The organism is Kibdelosporangium banguiense, assembly GCF_017876405.1.
GTDB classification, from domain to species: domain Bacteria; phylum Actinomycetota; class Actinomycetes; order Mycobacteriales; family Pseudonocardiaceae; genus Kibdelosporangium; species Kibdelosporangium banguiense.
In genome coordinates, this window is record NZ_JAGINW010000001.1 from 1,709,839 (window position 1) to 1,735,241 (window position 25,403).

25 protein-coding genes and 1 riboswitch are annotated in these 25,403 nt (G+C 67.2%); of the genes, 12 read left to right on the forward strand and 13 right to left on the reverse strand.

Features of this window, described 5'->3' with window-relative positions; all coding sequences use genetic code 11:
• Positions 1-32 precede the first annotated feature (32 nt).
• Positions 33-2,237 carry a HelD family protein gene (locus JOF56_RS08065; protein ID WP_504739833.1) on the reverse strand — a complete coding sequence of 735 codons (2,205 nt, stop codon included), beginning with the start codon at positions 2,235-2,237 and terminating at the stop codon, positions 33-35.
• A gap of 113 nt (positions 2,238-2,350) precedes the next feature.
• Between JOF56_RS08065 and JOF56_RS08070 the strand changes: the two genes are divergently transcribed.
• Entirely contained in the window at positions 2,351-2,668 is a 318-nt protein-coding gene (locus tag JOF56_RS08070) for a hypothetical protein (protein WP_209636001.1), read from the forward strand.
• Between the two features lie 121 nt (positions 2,669-2,789).
• On the opposite strand, the gene groL is transcribed toward JOF56_RS08070, so the two are convergent.
• The 3 genes from groL to JOF56_RS08085 form a co-directional block, all read right to left on the reverse strand.
• On the reverse strand, positions 2,790-4,415 hold the full coding sequence (groL, locus tag JOF56_RS08075) for a chaperonin GroEL (protein WP_209636002.1): 1,626 nt from the start codon (positions 4,413-4,415) through the stop codon (positions 2,790-2,792).
• Between the two features lie 207 nt (positions 4,416-4,622).
• A complete protein-coding gene (locus tag JOF56_RS08080; protein WP_209636004.1) occupies positions 4,623-5,870 on the reverse strand; it encodes a serine/threonine-protein kinase in 1,248 nt (415 codons plus the stop codon).
• Positions 5,871-5,925: 55 nt separating this feature from the next.
• A complete protein-coding gene (locus JOF56_RS08085; RefSeq protein WP_209636005.1) occupies positions 5,926-6,558 on the reverse strand; it encodes an AIM24 family protein in 633 nt (210 codons plus the stop codon).
• 88 nt (positions 6,559-6,646) lie between these two features.
• Here JOF56_RS08085 and moeA point away from each other — a divergent pair, with 88 nt between their 5' ends.
• The 4 genes from moeA to JOF56_RS08105 all read left to right on the forward strand — a co-directional run bounded on the left by moeA (position 6,647) and on the right by JOF56_RS08105 (position 12,215).
• Positions 6,647-7,867 (forward strand): molybdopterin molybdotransferase MoeA, encoded by a 1,221-nt coding sequence (gene moeA, locus JOF56_RS08090; RefSeq protein WP_307854976.1) that lies wholly within the window; start codon positions 6,647-6,649, stop codon positions 7,865-7,867.
• A 253-nt stretch (positions 7,868-8,120) separates the two neighbouring features.
• On the forward strand, positions 8,121-8,753 hold the full coding sequence (locus JOF56_RS08095) for a phosphatidylserine decarboxylase (protein ID WP_245378195.1): 633 nt from the start codon (positions 8,121-8,123) through the stop codon (positions 8,751-8,753).
• A 4-nt stretch (positions 8,754-8,757) separates the two neighbouring features.
• A complete protein-coding gene (pssA, locus tag JOF56_RS08100) occupies positions 8,758-9,774 on the forward strand; it encodes a CDP-diacylglycerol--serine O-phosphatidyltransferase (RefSeq protein ID WP_209636009.1) in 1,017 nt (338 codons plus the stop codon).
• Positions 9,775-9,968: 194 nt separating this feature from the next.
• Complete coding sequence (locus JOF56_RS08105) at positions 9,969-12,215, forward strand: AAA family ATPase (RefSeq protein ID WP_209636011.1); 2,247 nt, start codon at positions 9,969-9,971, stop codon at positions 12,213-12,215.
• A gap of 46 nt (positions 12,216-12,261) precedes the next feature.
• Here the strand turns inward: JOF56_RS08105 and JOF56_RS08110 are convergent, their stop codons facing one another.
• Positions 12,262-12,834 carry a peptide deformylase gene (locus tag JOF56_RS08110; protein ID WP_209636013.1) on the reverse strand — a complete coding sequence of 191 codons (573 nt, stop codon included), beginning with the start codon at positions 12,832-12,834 and terminating at the stop codon, positions 12,262-12,264.
• A gap of 157 nt (positions 12,835-12,991) precedes the next feature.
• Between JOF56_RS08110 and JOF56_RS08115 the strand changes: the two genes are divergently transcribed.
• From JOF56_RS08115 to JOF56_RS08125, 3 genes are all read left to right on the forward strand, one after another.
• Positions 12,992-13,288: a DUF3263 domain-containing protein gene (locus tag JOF56_RS08115; protein ID WP_209636015.1), complete on the forward strand. Its 297-nt coding sequence runs from the start codon at positions 12,992-12,994 to the stop codon at positions 13,286-13,288.
• Positions 13,285-13,884 (forward strand): LytR C-terminal domain-containing protein, encoded by a 600-nt coding sequence (locus JOF56_RS08120; protein ID WP_209636017.1) that lies wholly within the window; start codon positions 13,285-13,287, stop codon positions 13,882-13,884. Before JOF56_RS08115 ends, JOF56_RS08120 begins: the two co-directional genes overlap by 4 nt.
• 82 nt (positions 13,885-13,966) lie before the next feature.
• A complete protein-coding gene (locus JOF56_RS08125) occupies positions 13,967-14,902 on the forward strand; it encodes a S1C family serine protease (RefSeq protein ID WP_209636019.1) in 936 nt (311 codons plus the stop codon).
• A gap of 67 nt (positions 14,903-14,969) precedes the next feature.
• Here the strand turns inward: JOF56_RS08125 and JOF56_RS08130 are convergent, their stop codons facing one another.
• Both JOF56_RS08130 and JOF56_RS08135 read right to left on the reverse strand, forming a co-directional pair.
• Positions 14,970-15,866, reverse strand: coding sequence for a TIGR03619 family F420-dependent LLM class oxidoreductase (locus JOF56_RS08130; protein ID WP_209636020.1), 897 nt, complete (start codon positions 15,864-15,866; stop codon positions 14,970-14,972).
• Positions 15,863-16,477: a hypothetical protein gene (locus JOF56_RS08135; RefSeq protein ID WP_209636022.1), complete on the reverse strand. Its 615-nt coding sequence runs from the start codon at positions 16,475-16,477 to the stop codon at positions 15,863-15,865. The genes JOF56_RS08130 and JOF56_RS08135 overlap by 4 nt, the downstream gene beginning before the upstream one ends.
• 189 nt (positions 16,478-16,666) lie before the next feature.
• Between JOF56_RS08135 and thiC the strand changes: the two genes are divergently transcribed.
• Genes thiC through JOF56_RS08150 form a run of 3 tightly spaced genes read left to right on the forward strand, consistent with a single transcriptional unit; the run spans position 16,667 to position 19,967 of the window.
• On the forward strand, positions 16,667-18,310 hold the full coding sequence (thiC, locus tag JOF56_RS08140) for a phosphomethylpyrimidine synthase ThiC (protein WP_209636025.1): 1,644 nt from the start codon (positions 16,667-16,669) through the stop codon (positions 18,308-18,310).
• Entirely contained in the window at positions 18,310-19,131 is an 822-nt protein-coding gene (gene thiD / locus JOF56_RS08145; protein ID WP_209636027.1) for a bifunctional hydroxymethylpyrimidine kinase/phosphomethylpyrimidine kinase, read from the forward strand. The genes thiC and thiD overlap by 1 nt, the downstream gene beginning before the upstream one ends.
• A 23-nt stretch (positions 19,132-19,154) precedes the next feature.
• Positions 19,155-19,967, forward strand: a complete 813-nt coding sequence (locus tag JOF56_RS08150; RefSeq protein WP_209636029.1) for an ion transporter — start codon at positions 19,155-19,157, stop codon at positions 19,965-19,967.
• 49 nt (positions 19,968-20,016) lie between these two features.
• Here the strand turns inward: JOF56_RS08150 and JOF56_RS08155 are convergent, their stop codons facing one another.
• From JOF56_RS08155 to thiO, 4 genes are all read right to left on the reverse strand, one after another.
• Complete coding sequence (locus JOF56_RS08155) at positions 20,017-20,445, reverse strand: MarR family winged helix-turn-helix transcriptional regulator (RefSeq protein ID WP_209636031.1); 429 nt, start codon at positions 20,443-20,445, stop codon at positions 20,017-20,019.
• A 53-nt stretch (positions 20,446-20,498) separates the two neighbouring features.
• Positions 20,499-21,254 (reverse strand): thiazole synthase, encoded by a 756-nt coding sequence (locus tag JOF56_RS08160; RefSeq protein ID WP_209636033.1) that lies wholly within the window; start codon positions 21,252-21,254, stop codon positions 20,499-20,501.
• A gap of 2 nt (positions 21,255-21,256) precedes the next feature.
• On the reverse strand, positions 21,257-21,457 hold the full coding sequence (gene thiS, locus JOF56_RS08165) for a sulfur carrier protein ThiS (protein WP_209636035.1): 201 nt from the start codon (positions 21,455-21,457) through the stop codon (positions 21,257-21,259).
• Positions 21,454-22,518 carry a glycine oxidase ThiO gene (gene thiO / locus JOF56_RS08170; RefSeq protein ID WP_372447847.1) on the reverse strand — a complete coding sequence of 355 codons (1,065 nt, stop codon included), beginning with the start codon at positions 22,516-22,518 and terminating at the stop codon, positions 21,454-21,456. The genes thiS and thiO overlap by 4 nt, the downstream gene beginning before the upstream one ends.
• A riboswitch (TPP riboswitch) is annotated at positions 22,509-22,620 on the reverse strand. It overlaps the preceding gene by 10 nt.
• A 26-nt stretch (positions 22,621-22,646) precedes the next feature.
• Between thiO and thiE the strand changes: the two genes are divergently transcribed.
• Positions 22,647-23,288 (forward strand): thiamine phosphate synthase, encoded by a 642-nt coding sequence (gene thiE, locus JOF56_RS08175; RefSeq protein WP_209636037.1) that lies wholly within the window; start codon positions 22,647-22,649, stop codon positions 23,286-23,288.
• A 68-nt stretch (positions 23,289-23,356) separates the two neighbouring features.
• Here thiE and JOF56_RS08180 read toward each other — a convergent pair whose 3' ends face one another.
• Positions 23,357-24,292, reverse strand: a complete 936-nt coding sequence (locus tag JOF56_RS08180; RefSeq protein ID WP_307854978.1) for a S1 family peptidase — start codon at positions 24,290-24,292, stop codon at positions 23,357-23,359.
• A gap of 408 nt (positions 24,293-24,700) precedes the next feature.
• Positions 24,701-25,285 (reverse strand): hypothetical protein, encoded by a 585-nt coding sequence (locus JOF56_RS08185; RefSeq protein WP_209636041.1) that lies wholly within the window; start codon positions 25,283-25,285, stop codon positions 24,701-24,703.
• Positions 25,286-25,403: the final 118 nt, after the last annotated feature.

Below are 25,403 nucleotides of genomic sequence, written 5' to 3' on the forward strand. Positions count from 1 at the left end.
TTCGCCGGTACGCAAGCAGCCCAATTGGCCCGCTAGACGTCGGCCGCGAGCCGGGACAGGCAGTCCGGGAGGTCGCCAGGGTGGATGACGCCGAGGCGCTGGGTGGCGCGGGTCAGCGCCACGTACAGGTCGTTGGCACCACGCGGCGAGTCCGCCAGGATCCTGGCCGGGTCGACCACCAGGACCGAGTCGAACTCGAGGCCTTTGGCCTGCCACACTGTGAGGATCGAGACCTGGCTTTCCAGGTCCACCTCCGCGGCGGCGTCGCCGAATCCGGCCGGCACGATCACGCCAAGAGTGCCCTCGCCGATCACGGCCGCCTCCTTGGCGACGAACTCGCCGAGCTGGGCCGGGATGTTCGTCACCTTGGCGTGCCAGGGATCCATACCCGAGTCACGGACCGACTGCGGCGCTTCGAGTTCCGGACCGAGCACATCGGCCGCGACCGCCATGATCTCCGACGGCGTGCGGTAGTTGACGGTCAGTTTCTCCATGCGCCAACGGTCTTCGACGTACGGTTCGAGAACTTGGCTCCAGGACGTCGTTCCAGCCGGGTCGCCGGTCTGGGCGACGTCACCGACGAGGGTCATGGACCGGCTGGGGCACCGGCGCATCAGCACACGCCACGCCATCGCGGACAGTTCCTGGGCCTCGTCGACGATCACGTGACCGAACGTCCATTCACGATCGGTGGACGCGCGCTCGGCGGCCGTGCGGTAGTCGGCGTCCTCATGGCGACCGGCCAGACGGCCGGCGTCGATCAGGTCGGCCGCCATCAGGATCTCGGGGTCGGCTTCGTCCTGGAGATCGAGGATGTCGAGCACGCCACTGGCGTAGTCGATCTCCTCCTGGCGGCGGCGCGACTCGGCAGCCTTGATCGCGGTGTCGTCAATGCCAAGCAGTTCCGCGGCTTCGTCGAGCAGGGCCGCGTCAGCCGGGGTCCAACCACCCGGCTCGCGGTAGAGCTCAGGGAACTCCGGGGCGACGGTTTCCAGCTTGTCCTTGTCCGCGAACAGATCCTCGAGCAGTTCCTGCGGGGTCAGGGTCGGCCACAGCCAGTCCAGCGCCTCTTGGACGCCGTCGTCCTCGCTCAGCTCGCGTTTGATGTCGTCGAGGTCGGCCTGGTCGAGCAAGTTGGCCCCGCCCAACGGATCCGCGCCGATCCGCTCGGCGTACTGCTGGGCCAGCGCGTCCAGGATGATCGGGATGATCAGCGGCTTGGCCTTGTTGTGGACCCGCCGCGACCGGCGCGCGGCGGCACGGGCCTGGACACACGTCTTCCGGTCGAGTTTGAGGGTCTCGCGTTCGAACTGGATCTCGAGATAGTCCTCGGGAACGCGCTGGCGGTCACGGACCGCGGCGGCGATCACCTCGGTCATCTCAAGCCGCCCCTTGATCTCCGCCACCGCGACGGACTCGGTGCGATCCGGCGTCACCCCGGGGAACAGCTCCCCGACTGTGGAAAGGAGAACACCCGTCTCACCAAGAGAAGGAAGAACCTGCCCGATATAACGCAGGAAAGTCGCGTTCGGACCGACGACAAGAACACCGCGCCGGGACAACTGCTCGCGATACGTGTAAAGAAGAAAAGCCGCCCGGTGCAACGCAACCGCGGTCTTGCCCGTCCCCGGTCCACCTTGGACGACAAGAACGCCGTTGAGACCCGAACGAATGATCTTGTCCTGCTCGGCCTGAATGGTCTGGACGATATCGTTCATCCGGCCGGTCCGGTTCGCGTTCACCGCCGCGAGCAGAGCAGCCTCACCCGTGAGACCTTCATGCCGCTTCGGATCAGCGGCCTCAAGATCAAGCACCTCGTCATCGACCGCGGTGACCTTGCGCATACTCGTGCGAATATGCCGGCGCCGTTTCACCCCATCAGGCGCAGCAGCGGTCGCGAGATAAAACGGCCGGGCAGCAGGCGCCCGCCAGTCCATCAACAACGGCTCGTAATCATTGTCCTCATCAAAGATGCCAATACGGCCGATGTGCTGATGACTGGCATCCTCGAAATCGAGCCGGCCGAAACAAAGCCCGTTCTCCACGGAACCGAACTGAGCCAGCTGCTGGCTGTACATGGCCGTGGCGGTGTCACGCTCGGTGCGAGCCTGCGGCGTCCCCCCAGTCTCCCGCAACACCTTGGCCAACCGATCGGCCGCCCCAGCCCGAAGATCGTCGAGACGGCCATAGAGCATCGAAACAACCCGCTGTTCCCGCTCGATTTCCTCGCTTGACAACCGGCTTTCCTTTCGTTAAAATCGCCGCAGAAGGCCTATTGCTGGTCGTCTTGATATGTGCATTGAACGACTAATATAGCAAATTTTTCAGGCATCTCGCCTAGGCTGGTTTCATGGATGATGAGGGGCCGTCTCCCAACACAGGTGTAGCTCGGCTGATCGTCCTGCTGTGCGCGTTCGGCCTGGCCACAGTCGGCGCCTTCATGGCCTTCTTCGCGACCGACGTGCTCGCCCTCATCCTCGACCACACAAGCCGGCCCAGCACCGGCGCGCTGATCCTGTGCGCCCTCGTCCCGATCTTGGCCGCAGTCGGCGCAGCCGTGGTTTCGGTCCGGGTTCGCAGCGGAGCCAGAGTCCTGGCCTTGGGGTGCGGAACCTTGCTGCTGGGCGGAATCTTGACTGTCGGGCTGATGCTGGTTATCGCCGCTTGACATCAACCAAGCGCCCAGCCATAGGACTGCAAAACAAAAAACCAGGCAAAAACCGCACCCTCAGAGGAAGAAATCCTCTGAGGGTGCGGTGTTCAGCTGCGTTCTTACCGGGACTGCTGGATCAGAAGTCCATGCCGCCGGTCGGGTCGCCACCGGCGGGGGCCGCGGCGGCCTTCTCCGGCTTGTCGGCGACGACGGCCTCGGTGGTGAGGAAAAGCGCCGCGATGGAGGCCGCGTTCTGCAGTGCCGAGCGGGTGACCTTGGCCGGGTCGATGATGCCTGCGTCGACCAGGTTGCGGTACTCGCCGGTGGCTGCGTCGAGGCCCTCGCCCTGCTTGAGGCCCTTGACGCGCTCGACGACAACTCCGCCTTCGAGGCCGGCGTTGATGGCGATCTGCTTCAGCGGCGCCTCGACGGCGACCTTGACGATGTTGGCACCGGTGGCCTCGTCGCCCTCGAGACGAAGGCCGGCGAAGGCCTCCTCGGCGGCCTGGAGCAGGGCCACGCCGCCACCGGCGACGATGCCCTCTTCCACGGCTGCCTTGGCGTTGCGCACGGCGTCCTCGATGCGGTGCTTGCGCTCCTTGAGCTCCACCTCGGTGGCGGCACCGGCCTTGATCACCGCGACACCGCCGGCCAGCTTGGCCAGGCGCTCCTGCAGCTTCTCGCGGTCGTAGTCGGAGTCGCTCTTCTCGATCTCGGCGCGGATCTGGTTGACCCGGCCCTGGATCGCCTCGGCGTCACCGGCACCCTCGACGATGGTGGTCTCGTCCTTGGTCACGACGACCTTGCGGGCCTTGCCCAGCAGCGAGATGTCGGCGTTGTCCAGCTTGAGGCCCACGTCCTCGGAGATGACCTGGCCGCCGGTCAGGGTGGCCATGTCCTGCAGCATCGCCTTGCGGCGGTCGCCGAAGCCCGGGGCCTTGACGGCCACGGACTTGAAGGTGCCACGGATCTTGTTCACGACCAGGGTCGCGAGGGCCTCGCCCTCGACGTCCTCGGCGATGATCAGCAGCGGCTTGCCGGCCTGCATGACCTTCTCCAGCAGCGGGAGCAGGTCCTTGACCGAGGAGATCTTCGAACCGAACAGCAGGATCTGCGGGTCCTCGAGGACCGCTTCCTGACGCTCGGGGTCGGTCACGAAGTAACCGGAGATGAAGCCCTTGTCGAAGCGCATACCTTCGGTGAGCTCCAGCTCGAGCCCGAGGGTGTTGCTCTCCTCGACGGTGATGACGCCTTCCTTGCCGACCTTGTCCAGCGCCTCGGCGATCAGCTCGCCGATCGTGGTGTCGGCGGCGGAGATGGAGGCCGTGGCAGCGATCTGCTCCTTGGTCTCGATCTCCTTGGCGACCTTGTGCAGCTGCTCGGTGATGGCCTCGACAGCCTGCTCGATGCCGCGCTTGAGCGACAGCGGGTCGGCGCCGGCCGCCACGTTGCGCAGGCCCTCGCGAACGAGCGCCTGGGCGAGCACGGTGGCGGTGGTGGTGCCGTCGCCGGCTACGTCGTCAGTCTTCTTGGCGACCTCTTTGACCAGCTCGGCCCCGATCTTCTCCCACGGGTCCTCGAGCTCGATCTCCTTGGCGATGGAGACGCCGTCGTTGGTGATCGTCGGCGCGCCCCACTTTTTCTCGAGCACGACGTTGCGGCCCCTCGGGCCGAGCGTCACCTTGACGGCGTCGGCGAGGGTGTTCAGGCCGCGCTCGAGTCCGCGGCGCGCGTCCTCGTCAAACGCGATCAGTTTGGCCATTGCGGTGTGTCCTCCGCCTGCTTCTCTACGTTTTATGGCGTCGTGCGGCCTTGCCTCACGACGGAACACTGTGCTCGCCAGGTGCGGTGCCCGCGACGGACGACCTTGGGCTGATGCCTCGATCTCACCATCCCGGCTGGCACTCCACTCTCACGAGTGCTAACCACGTGTTTAGCACTCACCCTCGTCGAGTGCAAGAAGACCAGCTCAGCCGCCACTCGGCAGAACCGTGATGTTCGGCGGGAGCGTCTTGCGGGTGCTGCTGGTGGTCGGCTTGGCCGGTTTGCTGGAAGCACCCGGCTCACCGCCGACCGGGATCTGCGGCCCGGTGGTGGTCTGCTGCTGGTTGCCGCCGTCGCCGTCGCCGGACAGGAAGATGATCGCCGCGACGATGGCCGCGATCGCGATCAGCCCGACCAGGACCGGCACCAGCCAGCGTTTGCTGCTCTTGTCCGAGGTGAACGCACTCGACCCGACCGGCACCGGCGGCCGCAGCCGGACGAACTCTCCCGGGCCGGGCGGTTGCGGCTGAGGCGGACGCTGAGGCTGCTGGGGTGGCGGCTGAGGGGCGCGGTAAACGGGCGGTTGCGGCTGCCCGGCGGGCCGGGGCGCCTCCCGGCGAGGAGCCTGCGCAAGCGCTTGGCGCGCCGCGGCGATCAGCGCCTTGCAGTCGATGTAGCGGATCTTCGGGTCCTTCGACATGCCGCGCCGAATCACCTCATCGATACCTCCCGGCAACGCCACCAGACCGGTGACCGCGGGCGGTTCGAGGTTGAGATGCCCCTGGATGACTTCCGGCACCTTGCCCTGGAACGGCGGCCTGCCGGTCAGGCATGCGAACAGCACGCATGCGAGCGAGTAGGCGTCCGTACGCGCGTCGACCGGCTCGCCGCGCAGGTGCTCAGGCGCCGCGTATGTCGGCGAGCCAAGGAAGTCACCGCTGCGGGTCCGGTGCCCGGTGGCGCCGCGCCTGGTCAGACCGAAGTCGGCCAGGTAGACGTGCTCGGTCGACGTCTCCCGGCTGGTGACGAGCACGTTCGCCGGCTTCACGTCCAGGTGCACGAGACCGCGCTCGTGCAGTGTGTCGAGAGCCTCAGCGACCTGCCCGAGCAGTGCGAGCGTGCGTTCGACCGCCAGCGGGCCGTCGGAGATCAGGCTGGCCAGATCGGAGCCGTCCACCAGCCGCATGGCGATGTACAGCAGGCCGTCGACCTCGCCGAAGTCGTACAGCGGGACCACGTTGGCGTGATCGATCGCGGAGGTGTTTCTGGCCTCGTCGACGAACCGCTCCCGGAACTCGGCGTCCTCGCCGAGGTGCTCGCCGATGACCTTGAGGGCCACCTTCCGGCCCAGCCGGACGTCGGTGGCCTTGTACATCACGCTCATGCCGCCGCGGCCGAGCACACCGTCGATTCGGTAATGCCCTAGGCGACGCCCGGTGAGGTCCTCCGACACGCAGCGCAGCCTAACGTCCGCCAACTGGCCCGCGCGGCCGGTTGGGGATAACGACTCAGGTCAGTGCCGCACTCATGGCTTGCGGCTTGCGTGTCTGGGTGAGGATCTGAGCTGGGCCGGCGAAGTCGAGCAACAGTCCCTCGCCCGTCCGGATGGACTGGTGCAGCGACTGGCTGACCGCGCGCAGCCGCGTCTGGGCCGTGTCGGTGTAAGCGACCACACATCCGGGCGCGACCGTGATCGCGGCGCCGGCGTCGAGATTGACCACGTCAAGTGCGCCACATGAGGTCAAGACCACAGAGCCCTGCCCCGAGACGTGTTCGAGGAAGCCCTGCTCGGCACCGAACATCGGCCGGAAGCCGGGCCAGTTCGGGTCCTGGTAGATCGTGCTCGACGCGGCCAGCCAGCTGCCCCGGGTCACGCACCAGCCGGACATGCCCTCCAGCTCGAGCGTGTAGACCTCCCCCGGCAACGCGGGCGCCACGTCGACCCAGCCGCCTTCGGCGGGTGCGGTGAACAACGTCGGATGTGCCTTGCGACCTCGGGCGCCACCTCGTGGCCGGACCTCGATGAGCACGCCGTAGCTCGCCGAGAGCATCGCGTCGTAGTCGGCCAGAACGGCCTCACCAGGCGCCAGCATCAGCCTCGCGACACCGAACGCAGGGGTGTGACGGGTTCGAACCTGCAACGTTCCCCTCCGTGATCGCGCCGTGCGTCGCGGTGCAGTCTCCCATGCTGCGATGTTCTGGCTCGGCGGCACGAGGCAGGATGCATGCGTGCCGAACACAACGACGAGACTTCGCAGCGTCGATTCCTACCGGGCGACCGTTTCCGCGCTGGTAGGCGACCTGCCTATCGAGCACCTGCCGGTGCCGGACTGCCTTGGCCTGGTGCTCGCCGAGGATGTAACGGCTCCCATAGCGCTGCCACCGTTCGACAACTCCGCGATGGACGGCTACGCCGTACGTTCCGTCGACGTCGTCGGTGCGAGCGAGGAAAACCCCGTCAAACTGCCCGTCCCGGAGGACATCCCCGCGGGACGCACGGACGTCGTGCCGCTGCTGCCGGGTACGGCACACCGCATCATGACTGGCGCACCTTTGCCGCCTGGCGCCGATTCGATCGTTCAGGTCGAGCTGACGGATTCAGGTGTCGAACAAGTCCGTGTATTCGCCGCGGTGCCCATCGGAACGCATCTGCGGCGGACCGGTGAGGACGTCCGCGAGGGCGCGACCGTACTCACGGCGGGAACCGTGCTCGGGCCCCCGCAGCTGGGCTTCCTGGCCGCGCTCGGCATCCCGCGCCTGCCTGTCCGGCGACGGCCGCGAGTGCTGATCCTCTCGACCGGCACTGAGCTCGTCGAGCCCGGAAAGCCGCTGGCCCATGGCCAGATCTACGAGTCCAACAGCGTGCATATCGCCGCGGCCGTGCAGGAGATCGGCGGCGTCGCACACGTCCTGCGTTCCGTCCCGGACGACACCGACGCGCTGTACGAGACGCTCGAGCCGCATCTGAAGGAGCACGACCTGCTCATCACGACCGGCGGTGTGAGCGCAGGCGCGTACGAGGTCGTCAAGGACGCTCTTACCGGTGAAGGCGTCGAGTTCGTCAGGGTTGCCGTGCAACCAGGCGGACCGCAGGGCTTCGGTACATATCGCGGGTTGCCCGTGCTCACATTGCCCGGCAACCCGGTGAGCGCGGCCCTGTCGTTCGAGCTGTTCGTGCGGCCCGCACTGCTCGCTGCCCTCGGCAACCCGCAGATCGACCGTCGGCGCCAGCGCGCGACAGCAAGCAGCTCGATGAAGTCGCCAGCTGGACGGCGGCAGTACCGGCGCGGCTACTACGACGCGGGCACCGTCCAGGCCGTGCCCGTCGGCGGTCCAGGGTCACACCTGCTGGCGGCGTTCGCCCAGTCCAACTGCCTGATCGAGATCCCGGAGGACGTCACCGAGGTCCCTGAGGGCGGCGAGGTCGATCTGGTCATGCTCATACCGTGACCTGATGCATACACAGCGCCATTGATCCTACCTTTGCCCCCGCCTAAACTGCGAGAACAGCACATTCACGTGGTGGAGCCGATAGGTGCCGATGCATCGTGTCGGGGGATGCATCGGCACCTGCCCCGGCCGGTCGGGCAGACTTGGTCGCACGCATCGCCCGTCGTGGATCCAAGAAAAGGCCGCAGTGACTTCTTCCCCTGATCGTCCCGTCGCACACTTTGTCGAGCTGGCGCGTGGAATCGTGCCGCCCATGAACCCGGCCGGCCGGCCGTTCGTCGTGGCGGCGGTGGCGTTGACGCTCGTACTTCGCCGGATCTACCGGCCGCTCGGCGTGGTCGGCGCGTTGCTCACCGGGTGGACAGCCTGGTTCTTCCGCGAGCCGAAGCGGGTCACCCCAACCCGCGCGGGTGTCGTGGTGGCGCCGGCTGACGGGACGGTCTCGACAGTGGCCGAAGTCATGCCGCCGCCCGAGCTGGAGCTGGGTGACACGCCGATGCTGCGGGTCAGCGTGTTCCTGTCGGTGTTCGACGTGCACGTGCAGCGCAACCCGGTCGCGGGCGAGGTGGCCCGCAAGATCTACCACCCGGGCAAGTTCCTGTCGGCCGATCTGGACAAGGCCAGCGAGGAGAACGAGCGCAACACCGTCCTGCTGCGCACCGCCGAGGGCCACCAGATCGTCGTGGTGCAGATCGCCGGGCTGGTGGCCCGCCGGATCGTCTGCCACATCGACGAGGGTGACAAGGTCGAAGCGGGCGCTACATACGGCTTGATCCGGTTCGGTTCCCGAGTGGACACTTACCTGCCGCTGGGCGGCCGGGTTCTCGTCGAGCCGGGCCAGAAGACGATTGGCGGCGAGACCGTCCTCGCCGAACTGGGAGGCTGAAGCCATGGCGGCTCGCACCGCCCCTGGAGTCCGGCTACTACCCAACGCCATCACCGTGCTCGCGATGTGCGCGGGCCTTTCCGCCGTGCAGTTCGCGCTGCACGACAACTACCGGGCTGTGCTCGCGTCGATCTTCGCCGCGGCCATTCTGGACAGTCTCGACGGCCGGATCGCACGGCTCTTGGACGCGACAAGCAAGCTGGGCGCCGAGCTCGACTCGTTGTCCGACGCGATCGCGTTCGGCGTCGCGCCCGCGCTTGTGCTGTACCAATGGAAGCTCGGCGAGGAGAACAACCGGCTCGGCTGGATCTTCGCGCTGGTGTTCGCCGTCTGCATGATCCTCCGGCTGGCTCGGTTCAACACCTTGCTCGACGACACCAACCAGCCGCCGTACGCCAAGGAGTTCTTCGTCGGTGTGCCCGCACCGGCCGGCGGCATGCTCGCGTTGCTGCCCGTGGTGATCTGGCTGGAGTTCGAGGCCGAGGGCTGGTGGACCAACCAGATCGTCGTGATGGTCTGGACCGTGGCGGTGGCCGCGCTGCTGGTCAGCCGGATCCCGACGCTGTCGGTGAAGACCGTCCGGGTGCCGCCGCGCATGGTGGTCCCGCTGCTGGTCGGCGTGACTCTGCTGGCCGCGGCCGTGGTCACGTACCCGGTCGCGGCTCTGGGCATCTTCCTGATCGTCTACCTGCTGCACATCCCGTACGCCGTGCGCCGCAAGCACTGGCTGGCCAACCACCCCGAGGCCTGGGACGTGCCACCGCGGGAGCGCCGCGCGATCCGCAGCCAGACCCGCCGGCTGGGTATTCGCCCTCCGCAACTGCGTCGCCGGGTGGCCGGCGTGGCCAGGCGAGTCAGGCTGAGCAGGCGTTCGGACGAGAACGAACCGATGCACGCGGGTTGGCAGTCGTACCTGCCGCCGGAGCAGCACCCGCGCGTGATCGGTCCGCTGCCTAAGCGCCGCAGTTGGCGCCGGATCGGATTGCGCCGCAATCCGCGGCCCCCACGCTCAGATAGATAACAGTGCCGATTGTCCTCGCTCCGCTCGGACGGGCTTGGTCGCCAAAGCCGGCCATTTCCACCCCGCCCCACGCAACCGGCTTCTTCGCTCGGGGCCCGGCATCGCCGGGGCTGGGGCGATGCCGGGCGTGTTGCGTGGCGTAAACGACCGGCGCGACCAAGCCAGCCGCGCGCGTGAAGCCGTAAGCTGCGCGCGTGTCATCGCCTCAGATCACGCTCACTGCTCGTCTGTCGCCGTCCGCGATCGATACCCGGCGGGGTGTCGTGCGGCTGCATCCGGAAGTGCTTGACGCCCTTGGCCTGCAGCAATGGGACGCAGTCCGGCTGACCGGGGCGCGCGTGAGCGCGGCCCTGGCAGCGGCAAGCGACAACTTGCCGGGCGTGGTGCTGCTGGACGACGTGACGATGTCCAACATCGGAATCGTCGAAGGCTCCGAGGTCGTGGTCGCGCCCGAGGCCGTGGCGGTCGCAAGGTCGCTCACGGTGTCGGGGTCGCGGTTGGCGGCGACGTCGGTCACGCCGCAGACGCTCCGGCTTGCCTTGATGGGCAAGGTGTTCACGGTCGGTGACGCGGTTTCGTTGCTGCCGCAGGACCTCGCGCCGCCACCTGAGGCGGACGTGACCGCGGCCCGCCAGCGGCTGTCCGCGGCGATCGGCATGACCTGGACGAACGAGCTGATCACGATCACCGCGGCCGACCCCGTCGGCACGGTCGCGGTGGCACCGTCCACAGTGGTCGGCTGGCGGGACGGCCCACGCACCGGCGAGCAGCAGAAGGCGATCACCGGCTCGACCGCCGCCCAGATCACGGTGCAGGACGCGGAGATCGTCGAAGCCGTGGTCGTGGCCGAGGAGATCGACACGACGCCGGCCGAGCCGCCGCTGCCCGTCACCGACCTGGTCGGCGCGCTGGACGCGGCCAGGCGGCTGACCGAATGGCTGGAACTCGCCTTCGAGCGCCCCGAACTGCTGGAGAAGCTGGGCGCGGCACCCAGGCTCGGCGCGCTGGTCAGCGGCCCGGAAGGCGTGGGCAAGGCAGCGCTGGTCCGTTCGGTCGCGAACGCCGTCAACGCCAAGGTCTTCGAGGTCCAGGCGCCTTCGATCGCGGCTCTCGAAGCGAACGCGGCGGCAGCCAAAATCCGGGCCGCGGTGGCGGAAGCCGTCGCGAACACGCCTGCCGTGCTACTGCTGACCGATGTGGACGCGCTGCTGCCGGGCACCAATCCCCCGCCGGTCGCGACTTTCGTACTGGAGTCGTTGAAGGGCGCGGTCAACACGCCCCGGCTGGCGATCGTGGCGACCTCCGCGCACCCTGAATCAATCGACCCACGGCTGCGCACGGTCGAACTCCTGGACCGCGAGCTGACCCTGAGCCTGCCCAACGGCCAGACCCGCACCGAGCTGCTGCGAATCCTGATGCGCGATGTGCCGACGGAGTCCGATGTGGACTTCGGGGCGATCGCCGAGAAGACACCGGGTTTCGTGGTCGCCGACCTGGTCGCGCTGCGCCGTGAGGCCTCGGTGCGAGCCGCCATCCGGCAACGTGACACCCCTGAGCCCAAGGTCTCCGAGAACGACCTGTTCGGCGCGTTGGAAACGGTCCGGCCGACGTCGATGTCCGCTTCGGACACCCTGCAGACCGGCGGCATGACGCTGGAGGACGTCGGCGACATGACCGAGGTGAAGCAGTCGCTGACCGAGGCCGTGCTCTGGCCGCTGCAGTACCCGGATTCCTTTGCGCGCCTTGGCGTTCAGCCGCCACGTGGCGTGCTGCTCTACGGCCCGCCCGGCTGCGGCAAGACGTTCCTGATCAGGGCGCTCGCCGGTACGGGCCGGTTGAATGTGCTCTCGGTCAAGGGCGCCGAACTGATGGACAAGTGGGTCGGCGAGTCCGAACGAGCCGTACGCGAGCTGTTCCGCCGCGCCGCCGAAGCCGCCCCGGCCATGGTCTTCCTCGACGAGGTGGACGCACTCGCCCCTCGCCGCGGCCAATCCTCCGACTCAGGCGTCGCAGACCGAGTCGTCGCCGCGCTGCTGACCGAGCTCGACGGCGTGGAGCCATTGCGCGACGTGATCGTGGTCGGCGCGACCAACCGCCCCGAACTGATCGACCCGGCTCTGCTGCGGCCAGGCCGGCTGGAACGGATCATCTACGTCCCGCCGCCCGACGCCGAAGCCCGCGCCGCGATCCTCCGCTCGTCGGCCCGCAACACCCCGCTGGCGCAGGACGTGAACCTCGACGAACTGGGCGGAACGCTCGATCGCTACTCAGCTGCCGACTGCGCCGCGCTGATCCGCGAAGCCGCGCTGACCGCGATGCGCGAATCATTGGAAGCCACCGAAGTCACGGCAGACCATCTCAACAAAGCGCGGGAAACCGTACGTCCGTCTCTGGATCCGGCCCAGCTCGCGTCACTCGAGGCCTACGCCAACAGGTCCTGAGACGCCCTCCTGTGCGCGGCGCCCCTGGCCACGCACAGGACATCTCTCATTCCTGGAACGGGTCGGGTTCGGTCGATGGGTCCCATGACAGGCCGGGCACGCCCCAGCCGTTGCCCTTGACCGCGCGCTTGGCCTGCTTGGCGTACCGGCCGACGAGCCGGTTGAGGTACAGCAGGCCGTCCAGGTGATCGGTCTCGTGTTGCAGGCAGCGGGCGAAGAACCCGGTGCCCTCGACTTCGAGCGGGGAACCGTCCACGTTCTGGCCGGTCACCTTGGCCCAGGTCGCGCGGCCGGTGGGGAACGATTCGCCGGGCACCGACAGGCAGCCTTCGTAGTCGTGATCCGGGTCCGGCATGGTCTCCGGGCGTTCGGACGTCTCCAGGACCGGGTTGATCATCAGGCCGCGGTGGCGGACACCTTCGTCGTCCGGGCAGTCGTAGACGAACAGCCGTAGCGGGATGCCGATCTGGTTGGCCGCGAGGCCGACTCCGTTGGCGGCGGCCATTGTCTCGAACATATCTTCGACCAGCTGCTGCAGTTCGGCGTCGAATGTGGCAACTTTGTCGGTGGGGTTGTGTAGAACAGGGTCTCCGACGATCCGGATCGGGTGAACGGCCATGGCGGGGACTCTATCCAGCCGATCAGCCCGATCCCGGACGCGCCGGGTACATGGCCGACGAGGTGGAGCGGGGGCGTGATGTAATGACGACGCGGAAATCACATTCGTGTGATTCCCAGACGGGCAAGGGATTCCTGACCGCGGACCAAGGAGCAGGATGGACGCCGCTGAGGCACTGGTCCCCCAAGGCGAGCCGCTCGACGGCTTGACCGAACGGGAACGGGTGATCCTCGCCTTCGAGCGCCAGTGGTGGAAGTACGCCGGCGCGAAGGACCAGGCGATCCGGGAGATCTTCGGGATCTCGCCCACCCGTTACTACCAGTTGGTCAACGACCTGATCGAAAAACATGAAGCCCTGATGGCCGACCCGTTGCTGGTCAAGCGACTGCGCCGGTTGCGTACCGGCCGGGTGCGGTCCCGTGGGGCAAGAAGGCTGGGTGTCGAGCAGACATGACTACGCCCGAGCAGGCAGGACCTACTCGGCCGGCCCGCTTGGCCGGCCTGGCTCTGCTCGCGCTCGCCCTGATCGCGCTGGTGATCGGTTTGATCTCGCTGTTCGGCGGGGGCGACTCGGATCCGGGTGCCAGTCCGCCGCCGTCCTCGAAGTCACAGCCGCCACCGCCGCCTGCCTCGGACACGTCGTCCGCGGCGCCGCCGCCCAGCAGTGCGCAGCCGCCGCCGGTGACCACCACGACGACAAGCACACCCGCGCCGCCGCCGGCCAGTCAACCGGCACAGCCGCCTGCGCAGAACAACCGTTCGGAGCCGGTGCGGGTCTACAACAACAGCACGATCACCGGCCTGGCCGACCGCGCTGCCAACGACTTCCGGGGCAACGGCTGGAACGTCGCCGCAGTCGACAACTACTCCAGCGGGATCATCCCGACCACGACCGTCTACTTCCGGCCGGGCACCGCGGAGGAAGCGCAGGCCAAGGACCTGGCCAAGACGTTCGGTCTGCGCGCGGAGCCCCGCTTTCAGGGCATCCAGGACGCCGGGGCGGGCATCATCGTGATCGTGACGAAGGAGTACAACCCGAAGTCCAAGTAGGGCGCGTGACAGCCCCCGGCCGGAGTTCGCCGGGGGCTTAATGCTGTCCAGGAACAACTCCGCCCGCGAAACGTTGTAGACGATGCAACGGTGTAATCAAGCGTGGGCGGTGGTGGCGGTGGACGAGTACTCCCGGACCGTGATCTCTGTCGCCAAATCGGTGACGCCGCACGTCGCGAGCGTGCGACTGGACAACGGCAGCGGCTCGGCCGTGGTGTTCGAAAACGGCCGTCTGCTGACGAACGCGCATGTCGTCAGCAACGCTCGTCGCGGCACAGCGACTTTCTCGGACGGCAGCGATACGTCGTTCGAGGTCGTCGGATCGGACCCGCTGTCGGACTTGGCCGTGCTGAGCGCGCGTGGTGACGTCCCGCCTCCCGCAACGCTCGGCAACGCCGACGAACTCGAAGTCGGCCAGCTCGTGGTCGCGGTCGGCAACCCGCTCGGGCTCAACGGCTCGGTGACCGCGGGCGTGGTCAGCGCGTTAGGCCGCGCGTTGCCTGTGCGGCAAGGCAAGGCGGCACGCGTGATCGAGGACGTCATCCAGACGGACGCGGCGTTGAACCCTGGCAACTCCGGAGGCGCGCTCGCGGATTCATCCGGCCGCGTGGTCGGGATCAACACGGCAGTGGCCGGGTTCGGGCTGGGGCTCGCGGTCCCGGTGAACGTCACGACCATGCGGATCGTGCAGACCCTGATCTCCGACGGCCGCGTCCGTCGCGCCTTCCTTGGGCTGGTCAGCATGCCCGCGCCACTGCCAGACGATGTCGCCGCACGCACAGGTCAGCGTGCGGGACTGCGTGTCGTGGAAGTCGTCGCGGGAAGTCCTGCGCACAGGGCCGGCCTGCATGCGGGCGACCTCGTCCTGACCGTGGGACGCAAGCAGGTCAATGACGCACAGGGCATCCAGAAGCAGCTTTTCGCCGAGGCGATCGGCACCGAGCTGCCGGTGACGGTGTTGCGGGGCGGCGCGATGGTCGACGTCTTCGCCACCCCCACCGAGCTCTCCGTCCGCTGATGTGGTGTGCCCCCAAAGTGGCTTTCGGAGCGCTGGATGCTCCGAAAGCCACTTTGGGGGCAAAACTTCAGGCGGGTTTGAGGGAGTGGAGGAGTTCCTGGGCGCGTTCGGCGGCGGCTGCCTCGGACGCGTCCGGGCTCCCGATCAGCGGATCCCAGTTCAGGTCGTAGAACAGCTCCGTCACACCTTGCTCACCGAGCCACTCCGCGTCCGCCTTGATCTGCGCGAATGAGCCCGACAACCGGCCCACCCGTTCGCCGGGACGCCCGACGCCACGGACAACGACCCGCACGCCAGAGGGGTCCTTGCCCGCCTCGGCCGCCCCCGCCCGGACCAAAGCGATCTGCTCGGAGATCGCGTCAAGATTGGTGGCACTGCGGGACATCCAGCCGTCCGCGATCCGCCCGGCCCGCGCCAGAGCCGCGGGCACGGCTCCGCCGAGCAACATCGGCGGGCCGGGTTTCTGCACGGGTTTGGGGTCCATCCGGCTCGGCGGGATCGTGTAGAACTCGCCGTCGAACGTGCTCACGCCGTCAGCCCACAGAGTGCGCAGGACCTGCACGTACTCCACAGTCCGGGCGCCGCGCCGGGCCGTCGACGCCCCGGTCGCGATGAACTCCTCTTCCTGCCAGCCCGCGCCGAGCCCCAGATCAAGACGGCCTTTCGACAGGACGTCCAGCGTCGAGGCCTGCTTGGCCACGTAGGTCGGCGAGACGAACGGCAGGTTGATCAACGCCACCCCGAGCCGGATGGTGGACGTGCGGGCGGCCGCGAAAGCCAGCGCCACCAACGGGTCGAGCACGCTGCGGTACACCGGGTCGATCGGCTGCCCGCCCGGGATGAGCAGGCGGTGGAAACTCCAGAGAGACGAGTAGCCCAGGTCCTCAGCCGACTCGGCGAACCGGCCGAGGTTGTCCGGGGTCGCCCACGCGCCCGAGACCGGGGCGCCGAATCCGATCTTCATGTCCCCAAGTTAGCCGGCTGGTCCTGGCGCCAGGGCAGATCCGGCAAGGAGGCCAGTTCGGCGAAACTCGTGTACGTGGACACCTCGGCGTACCGGCCGGCGATCAGGAACGAGCGCAGCCGCTGCGACTGGCGCGCGGTGAAGACGTGGCCGACCAGCAGGAACGGCAGCACGAGACGCCAGTACGAGACCTGCGAGGCCCGGTGCCGGTGCGGCGCCCGCAGGATCACCCGGGCCTGTCGTAAGGCGTGTTCGTTGGGCGTCATGTCGCCGCCGGCCATCCAGCGCTTCTCCTCGGCGATCGCGCAGTACGCGCATTCGATGTCGCCGGTGGTGGCCTCCTTGCCGCAGCCCGCGCAGTTCGACAGCCGCAACGCCCAGTCCAGGCAGGTCCACGGATACGTGCCGCCGTCGTCGGACAGCACGGCCGAGATCAGGTCGGCCGGGGTGCCGGCCAGGGCGGCCAGCCAGTCCGCCGCCCAGTAGCGGTCGATGAAGTCCGCACACGCCGCACACGACGGGTAACTACGGCCAGCGAATTCACCGCAGTCCGCGCACGGCGCGACCGCGTCGGGTCTAGCCAGCTGACGCAGGCCCGGTGCGGAGGTCACAGCGAAACGGTACGCCGGTTGTCTTGGCAACGCGCGGTCATCGTGGTTATGGTCGAGAAGATTTGCGAAACGTCGCGGGAGCTCGCGCCTAAGGCGGGCTGAGAGGGCGGCTTGGAGTCCACTGAGGACCAGGTGCCGCCGACCGCATGAACCTGACCGGGTAATGCCGGCGTAGGGAAGGAAGCGTTGATGACGGCGCTCGAAGACCGTACTGTCCAGCCGACCATCACCACCGGGCCGATCTCCGGCTCACACAAGCGATACCTCGACATCGGCGACGGCATCCAGGTGCCGTTCCGGAGGGTGGAACTGACCAACGGCGAGCATGTCGACCTGTACGACACATCCGGCCCGTATACCGACACGTCAGCCACCATCGATGTCCATAGTGGACTTCCCAGGATCCGGGAAGGCTGGGCGCGTGAACCCATCAACGGCGCGGTGACCCAATTGGCCTACGCCAAGGCCGGGATCATCACCGAGGAGATGCGATTCGTCGCGGCCCGCGAGAAAATGGATCCCGAGTTCGTCCGTTCGGAGGTAGGCAGCGGCCGGGCGGTCATCCCGGTCAACCGCAACCACCCGGAGTCCGAGCCGGCCATCATCGGCAAACGGTTCCTGGTCAAGGTGAACGCCAATATCGGCAACTCCGCGGTGTCCTCGTCGATCGAGGACGAGGTCGACAAGATGGTCTGGGCCTCGCGGTGGGGCGCGGACACCATCATGGACCTGTCCACCGGCAAGCGGATCCACGAGACCCGCGAGTGGATCATGCGCAACTCGCCGGTGCCGATCGGCACAGTGCCCATCTACCAGGCACTGGAGAAGGTCAACGGCGATCCGGCGGCACTGACCTGGGAGATTTACCGGGACACCGTTATCGAGCAGTGTGAGCAAGGCGTGGACTACATGACTGTCCACGCGGGTGTGCTGCTGCGGTACGTGCCCCTGACGGCAAAGCGTGTCACCGGGATCGTCTCGCGGGGCGGCTCGATCATGGCGGCATGGTGCCTGGCGCACCACAAGGAGAGCTTCCTCTACACGCACTTCGAGGAACTGTGCGACATCCTGCGCCAGTATGACGTCACTTTCTCACTGGGCGACGGGTTGCGGCCCGGCTCGATCGCGGACGCCAACGACGCGGCCCAGTTCGCCGAACTGCGTACGCTCGGCGAGCTCACCCACATCGCCCGCGACCGCGACGTGCAGGTGATGATCGAAGGCCCGGGGCACGTTCCGATGCATAAGATCATCGAGAACGTCCGGCTTGAGGAAGAATGGTGTGGTGAAGCGCCGTTCTACACCCTCGGACCGCTCGCGACCGACATCGCGCCGGCGTACGACCACATCACGTCCGCGATCGGCGCCGCGCAGATCGGCTGGGCCGGGACGGCGATGCTCTGCTACGTCACCCCCAAGGAGCACTTGGGACTGCCCAACCGGGACGACGTGAAGACCGGCGTGATCACCTACAAGATCGCCGCGCACTCGGCCGACCTGGCCAAGGGCCACCCGGGCGCACAGGACTGGGACGACGCGCTTTCCAAGGCGCGCTTCGAGTTCCGCTGGGTCGACCAGTTCAACCTCTCGCTCGACCCGGACACCGCGCGCTCGTTCCACGACGAGACGCTGCCCGCCGAGCCGGCCAAGACCGCGCACTTCTGCTCGATGTGCGGGCCGAAGTTCTGCTCCATGAAGATCACGCAGGACGTGCGCAAGTACGCCGAGGAGCACAACCTGTCCACAGTGGATGCCATTGAGGCGGGTATGCAGGAGATGTCGCAGGAGTTCCACGAGCACGGGAACAAGGTCTACCTACCAGTGGTTGATTGATGACCCCACCTACTGTCCTGACCATCGCCGGAAGTGATTCCGGCGGTGGTGCGGGCATCCAAGCCGACCTGCGTGCGTTCTTCGCCTGTGGTGTGCACGGGATGACGGCCCTGACAGCTGTCACGGTGCAGAACACCATTGGTGTGATGGGCATCCACGAGATCCCGCCGGACATCGTGGCCGCCCAGATCGAGGCCGTCGCGGTGGACATCGGCGTGCAGGCGGCGAAAACCGGCATGCTGGCGAACGCGGACATCATCCAGGCGATCGCCGGCGCGGCCGACCGGGTGGGAATAGGCAAGGACGGGCACATCCCGTTCATCGTCGATCCGGTGTCCGCCTCGATGGGCGGCGACCAGCTGCTGCGTGACGACGCACTGGAGGCGTTGCGCAGCGAGTTGTTCCCACGCGCCACCGTGATCACGCCGAACCTCGACGAAGTCCGGCTGCTGACCGGTCTCGACGTGACCGACATGGCCACCCAGCGGGAGGCCGCCGAGGCGCTGTACGCCTATGGACCCGAATGGGTGCTGGTCAAAGCCGGGCACATGCGCAACGCCGAGGACTGCGTGGACCTGCTCTACAACGGCACGGACTTCCACGAACTGCCCGGCCCCCGCTTCGACACACCCAACACCCACGGCGGCGGCGACACGCTGGCCTCTGCGATCACGTCTTCGCTGGCCAGGGGCAGCTCAGTGCCGGAAGCGGTCGCGTTCGGCAAGCGTTTCATCGTGCGTTCCGTAAGGGACGCGTACCCCCTTGGCAAGGGCCACGGCCCGGTTTCACCGTTTTGGAGGTTGTCCGCCGACGAGGTCTGACCCGACCTTTACGCTGTGGCCCCGTGATCTCTCGGGAACAGGTACGCGCCCTGGTGTCGCGCACGGGGTTTCAGCGCTTCATCATCGGCGTGATCATCTTCAACGCCGTCACGCTCGGGTTCGAGACCTCACCGGCGATCGTGGCGAAGTTCGGCGGCGTGCTGCACTTCGCCGACAGGGCTGCGCTCACGGTCTTCGTGGTCGAGATCCTGCTGCGGATCTACGCGTACGGCTGGAGCTTCTTCAAGGACTCCTGGAACATCTTCGACCTGGTCATCATCGGGGTCGCGGTGGTGCCGGCCACGGGCGAGTTCTCCGTGCTCAGGTCACTGCGCATTCTGCGGGCGCTGCGGCTGATCTCGGTGGTGCCGTCGATGCGGCGCGTGGTCAGCGGGCTGCTGATGGCGGTTCCCGGGATGGCGTCGATCGCGGCACTGCTCGCGCTCGTGCTCTACGTCGCCGGTGTGATGGCCACCAAACTGTTCCAGCATCTACAGCCGGAGCACTTCGCCGATCTTGGCACGACGCTGTTCACCCTGTTCCAGGTCATGACCGGCGAGGGCTGGCCGGACATCGCGCGGGAGCTGATGACCAAGGCGCCGTTGGCGTGGATCTTCTTCGTCACCTACATCATCGTGTCCAGCTTCGCGGTGCTGAACATGTTCATCGCGGTCGTGGTCAACGGAATGGACCGCGGGATGACCGAGGAACTGGTCGAGGCCGAGGAAAAGCACGCGGCCGAGCAGAAGGCGTCCGACGAATTGCTACTCACCGAAATCCGGGCGCTACGTTCCGAGATCGCCGAACTGCGTGCGGAACGGGCACCCGAGGGGTGAATCGTTAAAACACGGGCCCGCGACAAATTCGTCACATGACCGGACGGCGTTATTCCTCGGCGAGCAGATCTTCCAAGATCGGGATCGCGTTGATCAACACCGCCTGCTTGTCCTCGGGCAGCCGGTCAATTCGGCGGCGCAGTTCCTGAACCCGGGTGGAGCGCAGCCCGGAGACCATTCGCTCGCCGTCCGGCGTGGCCTTGACCAGCCAGGCCCGCCGGTCCACCGGATCCGGCTCACGCTGGACGTATTTGGCCTCGACCAGCGCGGCCACGATCCGGGACATGGTCGGCGCGGCGACGCCTTCTTTGCCCGCGAGATCACCCAGGCGCATCTCGCCGCAACTGACCAAGGTCGACAGTGCGGAAATGGAGCCGTGCCCGAGCCCGGGAGAACCACTGCGGCGCAGTGAACGGGACAGCCGCCCGATGGCGAGATAAAGCCGCGCCGGCACGTCCTCAGCAGCTGAAGGCGTCACTTGCCCTCCCTCGTGAAAGGTGCATCGGACAATAATGACTGTTTAGTCGAATCTCACCGAGGAGGGCTGGAGGCCTGCGCCCAGAAGCGTTGCGGTATACGTCCGGCCGAGCGGGCCAACCGACCTGCTGTAACGCCGTTTCGCATGGCCGCGGCCATTTTCTCGGGATCGCTCGCACGGGTGACAGCAGTGGCGAGCATCACCGCGTCGCACCCCAGTTCCATGGCCAGCGCGGCGTCGGAGGCCGTACCGATGCCCGCGTCGAGCACAACCGGAACCGACGCTCTGGCAACGATCAGTTCGATGTTGTGCGGATTACGGATGCCCAGTCCGGTCCCGATCGGCGAGCCGAGCGGCATCACCGCGGCGGCGCCTGCCTCCTCCAGCCGCAACGCCAGCACTGGGTCGTCGTTGGTGTACGCCAACGCGATGAACCCGTCTGTCACCAGTTGCCGCACCGCGTCCAGCAGTTCCACCGGATCGGGCAGCAACGTCCGGTCATCGGCCACTACTTCGACCTTGACCCAGTTCGTGTCCAGCGCTTCCCGCGCCAGCCGCGCGGTCAGCACGGCTTCGGCCGCCGTGCGACAGCCCGCGGTGTTCGGCAACGGATCAATCCCCAGCCGCCGCAACAACTCGAGCACACCAGTGCCGCCGCCCGCGTCGACGCGGCGCATCGCGACAGTGGTCAGCTCCGTGCCGGACGCGACCAGCGCGCGTTCGAGGACGGCGAGATTGGCCGCGCCGCCGGTTCCCATGATCAGCCGGGAGGAGTACTCCCGGCCGGCGAGGACAAACGGGTCATCCATGGTCAGCCTCCTTGCACAGCGGTGAGCACTTCCAGGTCCGCGCCGTCACCCAGCACAGTCCGCTGGTGCTCGGCGCGCGGCACGACCTCACCGTTGAGTGCGACGGCCACGCCATGCTCGGGAATCTCCAGCAACCGCAGGACATCCGTGACTGTGGCGCCGTCGGCCAGTTCGCGTTCGACGCCGTTCACGCGCGCCTTCATCTGGACTCCAATCTGGCGGCGGCGGCCGCCTCCGGCACCGGGTTCCCGTTCAGCAGCGCGAGTACCGCGTCGGCGGTGATCGGCGCGAGCAATAGGCCATTGCGGTGATGTCCGCTGGCCACCAGGATTCCCGGCTCCAGCCAGTCGATCACCGGCAAGTTGTCCTGGCTCGAAGCGCGTATTCCGGCCGCGCTCTCGACCAGTACGTACTCGGAAATGCCCGGTACCACGCGTTCCGCGTCGGCCAGCAGGTCGCGCACTCCACACACCATCACCTGAGTGTCGTAACCCGCTTCGTACTGCGTCGCGCCGAGTACGACCTCGCCGTTCTCGCGCGGGACCAGGTACACCGGCCGGGACTCGACCAGGGCCCGGATCGTCCGGCCGAGCGGCACCGCGCCCCAGCCGGGTTTCAGCCGCAGGATCTCGCCCTTCACCGGGCGTATCAACGAGTTCAACGCGGGGTGCAGATGCCGGCTCCAGGCACCGGCCGCGATCACCACCACATCGCAGTCCACAGTGGAGTTATCCAGTTCCACCACGCCGTTTCCGACCGCACGAGCAGGCTGGTGGATGAACTCGGCTTTGGACCGCAGCACCTCGAGCAGCTTCCGGTTGTCCACAGCCAGATCACCGGGCACAGAAAGTCCACTGCGGACAGATGTGGACATGGCAGGCTCCAGCCTGCGTATCTCCGGACCGGTCAGCCGGCCCACATCACGGCCGATGGATGCCAGATGATCGGCCAGAATGGTCAGCTGGGCGGCGTCCGCGGCGTCGAATGCCGCGACCACAGTGCCTTGCGTGCGCAGCCCGACATCACCGAGCTCGGCGGCGAACTCCGGCCAGGCTCGTAGCGACGCCTCCCCCAGCTCCAGCAACGGTTCCTCGCCTGGCCAGGCCTCGGTGACCGGCGCGAGCATGCCGCCCGCGACCCAGGACGCGCCGGAACACGGCTGCGGGTCCACGACCACAGTCCGCCATCCGGAATTCATCGCACGCCACGCCACCGACAGGCCGATCACGCCGGCCCCGACAACCGCGATCTTTCCTTGCACCACAACACGCTCCCTGCGCCGGCATGACCCGGATCAGGTTCGACGGTCGGAGCCGAAGAAAGCTCCCTCTCAGCCCGGTTTCGCCAGGCTCCCGTGCGGACCAGGCTCAACAATAGCGTAGAAATCAAGGTATGCCCGGACTCAGTGGGACAGACCTCAGGCGCAAGCTCGCCGAAGCACGGCTCTACCTGTGCACGGACATGCGCGACGACCTGGCGGAATTCGTGGACGCGGCGCTGGAGGGCGGCGTGGACATCGTGCAGCTGCGCGCGAAGACACTCGAAGCCCGCCAGGAGCTGGCGGCACTGGAGGAGATCGCGGGAGTGTGCGCCAAACACGGCGCACTGCTGTCGGTCAACGACCGGGCGGACATCGCCGCGGCGGTCGGCGCGGACGTGCTGCACCTCGGTCAGGACGACCTTCCGGTCCGGATGGCGCGGCAGATCGTCGGCGAGGACATGGTCATCGGCCGGTCGACCCACGACGTCGCACAGGCCAAGGCCGCGGCGACAGAGAAAGGCGTCGACTATTTCTGCACCGGCCCGTGCTGGCCGACGCCCACCAAACCCGGGCGTCCCGCGCCTGGTCTGGACCTGGTACGCGAAACCGCCGCCGCGAATCCGGCCCGGCCGTGGTTCGCGATCGGCGGTATCGATGACACCCGGTTGCCTGAGGTGCTTGCGGCCGGCGCGACGCGTGTGGTGGTCGTCCGCGCGATCACCGAGGCTTCGGATCCCCGCGCCGCGGCCGCTTCCCTGAAGTCCAAACTCTGAGACAGCTGTGCCCCCAATGTGGCGTTGGTGGCATGCGATGCCACCAACGCCACATTGGGGGCAAAAACTCAGCCGCGTAGCAGGGACAGGCCGTAGGCGGAGAGGATCTCGCCCAACGGCTGGAAGTAGCACGTCGCGGTGTTGCCACCGGACACGACACCCTGGCCCTGGCCGGCGCTGGTGATGAAGCCGCCGCCGGAGTCACCGGCCTGGCACCGGACGTTGCTCGCGGTCAGTCCGGTCACCGTGCCCTCTGCGTAGCGGACCGTCTGGTTCTTTGACCCGACCGTGCCGCAGGTCCAGCCGGTCGTGGAGCCGGCCTTGCACACGGCCGCACCGGTCGCTGCCGAGGTCGAGCCCTTGACCGTCACCGAGCCGACCAGCGGGCTCAGCGACACACCGGAGTTGGTGCGCACCCAGGCGTAGTCGTTGCCGGGGAAGGACGAGCCGCCCCAACGGCCGTTGTTGGGCTGGCCGCTGCCGGTCAGCACGTCACAGTGCCCGGCCGTGACGTAGCCGCCACTGACGGTCAGGCCGACGGAGCAACGGGAGCCGCCGATGTAGTAGGCGTCGCCGCCCTTGACGAACGTCTGCGGAGCGTCGGCTTCGACAACCCGCACGTCCTGGCCGGCGAACGCCTTCGCGGCTGCGGTCGCACCCGGAAGTGCGGTCACCACAACCTCATTGGCGATCGCGTCCACGTACCAGCCGGTCACCGAGCTCGGTGCCGAAGCCTCCTTGGCATCCAGCGCGACGATCGCCGAGTCCAGTTGGGCCGCGCTGCGGGAGACCACTTTGGCCGTGGCGCCCTTGGCGGTCGCCACCGCGAGCTTGCTCGCGTCGGTCACGCCGACGACCAATTTGCTTGTCGCACGATCGAAGTAGGCGCCGCCGAAGCTGCTACCCAGGGCTGTACGCAGCGATTCCTCAGTCGCGGCAGCCGCTTGTTGCGTCGCGACGAGTGCCCGTGCGGCCGGCGCGTCCAGACCCAGATCACGCTTCATCGCGGCCATGAGTCCGGGATTTGCCGCTTCGAACTCGAGAACTGACAAATCTGTTGCAGAAGTGCCACCCGAAGGTGCCGCGGACGCGGGTAGACTGTGAAGCACAGCCATGGCGGCGGCAATGAGGACGGCACCGGTTAACCGAGCCGTTTTCCTTGGGTTCATGTCGTCTCCTTGGGTGCAGGGACCCGAGAGCTGGATGCAGGGCCGGCTCTCGGGCTTTCAAGGAATAGGTGACGGGGTGGTCGACTCACCCCGTCACCTGTTCGAGCATCACTCTTCCGGGTCACCCTTCGTGCCCGACTGTATGAATCGCGCTCGCGTTACACAATGGCCCGAACAGGGCGAAATTGTGTTCCAAATCACACCAAAGTTTCACCCAGCGTAATCACGCCTGGACAGAGTGCATTATGGCGCGGTCGGTCGCTGACTGCCCGCACTCGACTGAACCGGATCAGTAGTCGTGGTTGTTGTGCTGGATGAGCTCGGCGAGCTTGATCCAGACGGGGCCGGCGACGGAGAGTCGGCCACCGGCGGTGCCGTCGTGGCGGGCGGTGTGACCGTCACGGTCGTCGGTGTGGGCGTCTTTTGCGGAAATGTCGGATTGCGCGGGGCGTGATCCGGTCGCTGCAGAACGCCACCAATCGTGGTCTGAGCGTCACCGGAAAGCGGTTCTCCGCGCACCCATTCGATACCGGTGATCACAATCATGCCTAGGGTGAATGCCGCAATACTCACGCCAGTGAGTAATTGCCAGCGCACGCGCCGTGGTGACTTCTCTTGCGTCTTGGCTTCGGTCTTACCAACTCGATAACGAACTCGCTCATATGATCGCGCGTACAACTCGGTGGTAACCGTCGAGACGATCGCACCCAACGCTGCGCCGAGTACTGTTCCGGCGACACCGAGTGTTGATCCGAGCACCGCCGCGGTCACCGCAGCCAATGCCGCCACCGCGATCTGACTGATCTGCAATCCGCTCTTCTTCTCCACACTCATCACCAACCGGGACGTAACGGCACGCCCTCCGGTTGGCCGGACGTGAGCACCGCCACCCCATATGTCCATTGTGGACGTCACCTGCACCGGCCCGGAACAGGGCAGAATCTCC